Origin of the sequence: Rubrivivax gelatinosus, from assembly GCF_016583785.1 — a bacterium.
Lineage (GTDB): Bacteria > Pseudomonadota > Gammaproteobacteria > Burkholderiales > Burkholderiaceae_C > Rubrivivax > Rubrivivax gelatinosus_B.
Genome location: NZ_NRRU01000171.1, coordinates 1 through 5,995, shown reverse-complemented (window position 1 = coordinate 5,995; position 5,995 = coordinate 1). Strand labels below are relative to the sequence as shown.

The window sequence follows — 5,995 nt, the reverse complement described above, 5'->3', positions numbered from 1 at the left end:
GCCCAGACCGATGACCTGCGCAAAGGCAAACGCCCGCTGGAGCTCGCCGCGCTCGACGCCCAGCTGGCACAGGCGCGCGCCACGCTCGTCGCCAGCGAATCGGCGCTGGCGCGCCAGCGTTCGCTGGTCGCCCAGGGTTTCGTCTCGGCCGCGCGGCTGGACGAACTGGTGGCCGCACGCGACGCCGACGCCGCCCATGTCGGCGAGCTGCAGGCGCAGCGCCGCCTGGCCGACGAAGCCGCGCGCAGCGACACCATCGCCGCGGCGGCGGCCAGCGCGCGCGGTGCCGGCTCCGACGCCGCGCTGGCGCGCTGGCACGAGGAGCAGAAGACGCGCGCGGCACCGGTCGCCGCGCTCGTCTACGACACGCTGTACCGGCCCGGCGAGTGGGTCGCCGCCGGCGCGCCGGTGGTGGCGCTGCTGCCGCCGGGCGCGATCAAGCTGCGCTTCTTCGTGCCCGAGCCGCTGCTGGCGCGTGCCGCCGTCGGCGCCACCGTCGCCGTGTCCTGCGACGGCTGCCCGGCGGGGCTCAAGGCCCGCATCGGCCATGTCTCGCCCGAGGCCGAATACACGCCGCCGGTCATCTACAGCAACGAGTCGCGCAGCAAGCTCGTGTTCCGCGCCGAAGCCTGGCCCGAAGGCCAGAACACGCTCAAACCCGGCCAGCCGGTCGAGCTGAGGCTGGCGGACGCAGCGCGATGAACACCGAACTCGCGATCGACGTGCGCGGCCTGAGCAAACGCTTCGGCACCCGCACCGTCGTCGACGCGCTCGCCATCCAGGTGCGGCGCGGCGAGATCTGCGGCTTCCTCGGCCCCAACGGCAGCGGCAAGACGACGACGATCCGCATGCTTTGCGGCCTGCTCGAGCCCGACGCCGGCGAAGGCCAGTGCCTGGGGCTGGACCTGCGCCGCGACGCCGCTCGCATCAAGCGCCGCGTCGGCTACATGACGCAGCGTTTCGGCCTCTACGAAGACCTGTCGCTGGAGGAGAACCTGGACTTCGTCGCCCGCGTCTACGGCATGCCGCGGCGGCGCGAGGTGGTGACGGGCGCACTCGAGCGCCTGGGACTGGCCGGCCGCCGCAGCCAGCTCGCCGGCTCGCTCTCGGGCGGCTGGAAGCAGCGCCTGGCGCTGGCCGCCTGCATGCTGCACGAGCCCGAGCTGCTGCTGCTGGACGAACCCACCGCCGGCGTCGACCCGAAGGCGCGGCGCGACTTCTGGCAGCAGATCCACGCGCTGGCCGCCGAAGGCCTGACGGTGCTGGTGTCGACGCACTACATGGACGAGGCCGAACGCTGCCACCGGCTGGCCTACATCAGCTACGGCCGGCTGCTGGCCGCCGGTAGCGCGGCCGAAGTCGTGGCCGCCGCAGGTCTGGCGACCTGGTCGCTGCAAGGCGAACGCCTGGCCGAGGCGGTCGAGCTGATCGCACGCGACGAACGCTGGATGGCCGTGCCCTTCGGCAGCGCGGTGCACGTCAGCGCACGCGCCGGCGAGGACTTCGCCGCCTGGCTGGCGCAGGCCGCGCCCGGCGCCTGGACCGTCGAGCCTATCGCGACCGGGCTCGAAGACGTCTTCATCTCGCTGACCCAGCATGCCCAGGACCCTCTGGCTTAGCTGGGGCCGCATCCTGGCGGTGCTGCGCAAGGAGCTGATCCAGCTGCGCCGCGACCGGCTGACCTTTGCGATGCTGGTCGGCGTGCCGCTGATGCAGCTGGTGCTGTTCGGCTACGCGATCAACGGCGACCCGCGCCACCTGCCGACCGCCGTCGTCGCGCTCGACGACGGGCCCATCGTGCGCAGCGTCGTCAGCGCGGTCGAGAACAGCGGCTACTTCCGCATCGTCGCCACGCCCACCGAGGCCCAGGCCGATGAGTTGCTGGCACGCGGCGAGGTGCAGTTCGCGCTCGTCTTCCCGGCCGACTTCACGCGCCGGCTGCTGCGCGGCGAGACCCCGGTGCTGGCGGTGCTGGCCGACGCCACCGACCCGGCGGCCACCGGCCAGGCGGTGGCGGCGCTGGCGATGCTGCCGCAGGTCGCGCTGCGCGCCGAGCTGACGGGCGCGCTGGCGCTGCGTGCGCCCGGGGCGGCGCCGTTCGAGGTGCGCGTGCACAAGCGCTACAACCCCGAGGGCATCACCGCGTTCAACGTCGTGCCCGGGCTGATGGGCGTGATCCTGACGATGACGCTGGTGATGATGACCTCGATGGCGATGACGCGCGAACGCGAGCGCGGCACGCTGGAGAACCTGCTGGCCACGCCGGTGCGGCCGCTGGAGATGATGGTCGGCAAGATCCTGCCCTACGTGCTGATCGGCTACGGCCAGGTGCTGCTGGTCTACGCCGCCGCGCGCCTGCTGTTCCAGGTGCCGATGGCCGGCAGCTTCGTGCTGCTGTCGGCGATGGTGCTGCTGTTCATCGTCGCCACGCTCGCGGTCGGCTTCACCTTCTCGACCATCGCACGCTCGCAGATGCAGAGCATGCAGATGACCATGTTCTATTTCCTGCCGAACATGCTGCTGTCGGGCTTCATGTTCCCGTTCCGCGGCATGCCGCCCTGGGCGCAGGCGATCGGCGAGGTATTGCCGCTGACGCACTTCCTGCGCATCGTGCGCGCGGTGATGTTGAAGGGCAGCGGCTTGGCCGAAGTCGCGGCCGAGGCCGGCGCGATCGCGCTGTTCGCGCTCGCCGCCGGGCTGGTGGCGATGCGGCGCTACCGCCAGACCATCGACTGATCACTCGAACGGGTAGCGCACGCCCAGGCGCCGGCGCATCGCATCGCTGAGTTCGGCGACGGCCAGCGTGTGCGCATGCGGGATCGCCGCGTTCTCGTGCTGGCCGGCGGCGATGCAGGCCGCGGCGGCCTCGATCTGGTATTCGAAGCCGTTGTGGCGCAGCGGCAGCTCCAGCGTGCGCTCGGGCTCGCCGCGGCGCTGCAGCGTCACCCGCGTCGATTCCCAGAAGTTCGGATGCAGCGTGATCGTGCCGCGCTGGCCGTGGATGCGGCAGGCGTTGTCGGCGCTGGCGTCGAAGCCGATGACGAACTGGGCCACTGCCCCGCCCGGCCAGTGCAGCTGCGCCGCGACGTGCAGGTCGACGCCGCTGGGCGCGAGCACGCCGCTGACGTCGAAGCCGCCGAAGGCGCGCTCGCCCTGGGCCGACATCACCCACTGGGCGAGCGAGAAGGCGTAGACGCCGATGTCCAGCAGCACGCCGCCGGCCAGCGCCGGCGCATACAGCCGCGAGCCGGCGTCGTAGGGCAGGCGAAAGCAGAAGGTGCCCTGGATCGTGTGCACGCTGCCGATCTCGCCGGCCTCGAGCCAGGCGCGCAGCTGCTGCCACGACGGCAGGAAACGCGACCACAGCGCCTCCATCAGGAAGACGCCACGTTCGGCGGTGCGGCCGACGACCGCCTGCGCCTGGGCCGCGGTGGCGGCGAGCGGCTTCTCGCACAGCACCGGCTTGCCGGCGTCCAGCGCCGCGAGCGCGATCGCGGCGTGGGCCTGGTGCGGGGTGGCGATGTAGATCGCGTCGACGCCGGGGTCGGCCAGCAGCGCCGCCAGCTCATGGTGCACGGCCGCCGGCCAGTGCGCGGCAAAGGCCTCGGCATGGCTGGGCCGGCCGCCCTGCACCGCCGCCAGCCGGCTGCCGGGCACGGCCGACAAGGCGTCGGCGAAGCGCTGGGCGATCTTGCCGGGGCCGACGAGGCCCCAGCGCAGCGGGGTAGCGCAAGCGTTGTGCATCGGGCGGCCGAAACAAGCAGCAGAGGGCCAATCCTGCGCCTTATCCGGAGCACCCGCGCGGCGCATGCCTTCGAGGCCCCGATGCTGCAAACCCCCGAGACCAAGTACCGCCCCTTCCCCGCCCCCGTGATGGCCGAGCGCCGCTGGCCGTCGCAGACGCTGGCCCAGGCGCCCGTCTGGCTGTCCACCGACCTGCGCGACGGCAACCAGGCGCTGTTCGAGCCGATGAACGCCGAGCGCAAGCTGCGCCTGTTCGAGCTGCTCGTCGGCGTCGGCTTCAAGGAGATCGAGGTCGGTTTCCCGGCCGCGTCGGCCACCGACCACGCCTTCGTGCGCCGCCTGATCGACGAACAGCGCCTGCCCGCCGACGTCACGCCGATGGTGATGACCCAGGCGCGCGAAGACCTGCTGCTGCGCACCGTCGAGTCGCTGCGCGGCGCGCGCCGCGCCATCGTTCACCTCTACAACGCCACCGCGCCGCTGTGGCGCCGCGTCGTCTTCGGCATGGGCGTGGACGAGGTGCTGGCTTTCGTCGAGCACCACGTGCGCCTGCTGCGCACGCTGACCGACGCCGCGCCCGAGACCGAATGGGTGCTGCAGTACTCGCCCGAGACCTTCTGCATGACCGAGCCCGAGGTGTCGCTGGCCGCCTGCACGGCGGCGCTGGAAGCCTGGGACGCCGGCCCCGGCCGACCGGTGATCCTGAACCTGCCGACCACGGTGGAAGTGGCCACGCCCAACGTCTTCGCCGACCAGATCGAGTGGATGCACCGCCGCCTGCCGCGGCGAGCGCACGTCGTGCTGTCGGTGCACCCGCACAACGACCGCGGCACCGGCGTGGCCTGCGCCGAGCTCGCGCTGCTGGCCGGCGCGCAGCGTGTCGAAGGCACGCTGTTCGGCAACGGCGAGCGCAGCGGCAACGTCGACCTGGTGACGCTGGCGCTCAACCTCTACGCGCTGGGCGTGGCGCCGGGGCTGGACTTCTCGGACCTGGGCCACGCCGCACGCGAGGTCGAGGCCTGCACCGGCCTGCCGCTGCACCCGCGCCACCCGTATGCCGGCGACCTGGTCTTCACCGCGTTCTCGGGCTCGCACCAGGACGCCATCCGCAAAGGCATGGCGGCGCAGGAGCCGGGTGGCATCTGGCAGGTGCCCTATCTCGCGGTCGACCCGCAGGACCTGGGCCGCAGCTACGACGGGCTGATCCGCGTGAACAGCCAATCTGGCAAGGGCGGCATCGCCTGGCTGATGGAGCGTCACCACGGCCTGGCGATGCCGCGCCGGCTGCAGGTGGAGTTCAGCAGCGTGGTCCAGGCGCACGCCGACGCCGCCGAGGCCGAGGTCGACGCTGACACGCTGTGGCAGCTGTTCGACGCCGCCTATCTGGCGCCCACCGCCGCCGGCGGCGCGCTGGCCTGGCGCGGGCACACGCTGGCGGCGGTGGCGGGCGGCGTCGAGATCACCTTGGACGTCACCGGCGCCGACGGCACGGCACATCGCTTGATCGGCCGCGGCGCCGGCCCGGTGGACGCGGCGGCGCAGGCGCTGCGCTCCGCCTTCGGCCTGGCGCTGGAGATCGTGCACTTCGAGGAACGTTCGATCGGCGGCGGCTCCGACGCCCAGGCCTGGGCGCTGGTCGAAGCCACCGCGCCGGGCGTGGCCGGCACGCGCTTCGGCGCCGGGCGACATGCCGACATCGGCACGGCCGGCGTGCTGGCGGTGCTCAGTGCGGCGGCGCGGCTGGGGGCGGACGTGGGCACACGCTGACCCGGGCGCACGGTGGCGGCCGCCGCTCAAGCGGCGCGCCGCCCCGTCGCGCGCGGCGCACATCGCGCCGCACCCGCTCGTGACACCAGCCGCGGCGCCCCCGTTGCGGCCACGGCAATGCCGGTAAGCAAATGCTCCGCATTAGAGTGCGGCCTGCCGTGCTGCACCGCCGCACGCCGACGCCACGCGGCGCGGCGCGGCACCGGCGCCTCTGCAGACGAGGCGATGACGCCGGCCTCCCGGCCCGCCCCCGTTTCGGGGCGGCGCCGGGCAGGCAGCTTTTTCAGCAACGCTGGGTGTCTCGATGGAGTCGTTCTTCCGCATGGATCCGCAGCTCCGCTTCGGCGGCGACCTGAGCGCGCACCGACCGGCGCGCGTGTTGCCGCGCACGCCGGTCGGCGCGCCGCAAGCCGTGCCGGCCCGCAGCGCCAGCCTGCCCGGCACGACAGTGTGAACGCGGCACCGGTGCGACGCAGCACCCGCC

The 5,995-nt window shown here is 73.1% G+C and carries 6 protein-coding genes; 5 read left to right on the top strand and 1 reads right to left on the bottom strand.

Annotated elements, in window-relative coordinates; translation table 11 throughout:
• From CKO43_RS24695 to CKO43_RS24685, 3 genes are all read left to right on the top strand, one after another.
• A partial coding sequence (locus CKO43_RS24695) for an HlyD family secretion protein (protein ID WP_200380329.1) occupies positions 1-702 on the top strand: 702 nt, incomplete at its 5' end.
• A complete protein-coding gene (locus CKO43_RS24690) occupies positions 699-1,619 on the top strand; it encodes an ABC transporter ATP-binding protein (RefSeq protein WP_200225448.1) in 921 nt (306 codons plus the stop codon). The genes CKO43_RS24695 and CKO43_RS24690, both read left to right, overlap by 4 nt.
• A complete protein-coding gene (locus tag CKO43_RS24685; RefSeq protein WP_200225447.1) occupies positions 1,597-2,736 on the top strand; it encodes an ABC transporter permease in 1,140 nt (379 codons plus the stop codon). Before CKO43_RS24690 ends, CKO43_RS24685 begins: the two co-directional genes overlap by 23 nt.
• Here the strand turns inward: CKO43_RS24685 and CKO43_RS24680 are convergent, their stop codons facing one another.
• On the bottom strand, positions 2,737-3,744 hold the full coding sequence (locus CKO43_RS24680; protein WP_200380328.1) for a Gfo/Idh/MocA family protein: 1,008 nt from the start codon (positions 3,742-3,744) through the stop codon (positions 2,737-2,739). It lies immediately after the preceding gene.
• 81 nt (positions 3,745-3,825) lie between these two features.
• Between CKO43_RS24680 and CKO43_RS24675 the strand changes: the two genes are divergently transcribed.
• Both CKO43_RS24675 and CKO43_RS24670 read left to right on the top strand, forming a co-directional pair.
• The gene (locus CKO43_RS24675; protein ID WP_200380327.1) at positions 3,826-5,511 is read left to right on the top strand and encodes a 2-isopropylmalate synthase; all 1,686 of its coding nucleotides are present in this window, start codon (positions 3,826-3,828) and stop codon (positions 5,509-5,511) included.
• A 304-nt stretch (positions 5,512-5,815) separates the two neighbouring features.
• A complete protein-coding gene (locus CKO43_RS24670; protein WP_200380326.1) occupies positions 5,816-5,965 on the top strand; it encodes a hypothetical protein in 150 nt (49 codons plus the stop codon).
• Positions 5,966-5,995: the final 30 nt, after the last annotated feature.

Excerpts from the sequence above, each read along its gene's own strand:
- CKO43_RS24690 (WP_200225448.1), top strand. The coding sequence starts at position 699 with ATGAACACCGAACTCGCGATCGACGTGCGCGGCCTGAGCAAACGCTTC.
- CKO43_RS24685 (WP_200225447.1), top strand. The coding sequence starts at position 1,597 with ATGCCCAGGACCCTCTGGCTTAGCTGGGGCCGCATCCTGGCGGTGCTG.
- CKO43_RS24680 (WP_200380328.1), bottom strand. The coding sequence starts at position 3,744 with ATGCACAACGCTTGCGCTACCCCGCTGCGCTGGGGCCTCGTCGGCCCC.
- CKO43_RS24675 (WP_200380327.1), top strand. The coding sequence starts at position 3,826 with ATGCTGCAAACCCCCGAGACCAAGTACCGCCCCTTCCCCGCCCCCGTG.
- CKO43_RS24670 (WP_200380326.1), top strand. The coding sequence starts at position 5,816 with ATGGAGTCGTTCTTCCGCATGGATCCGCAGCTCCGCTTCGGCGGCGAC.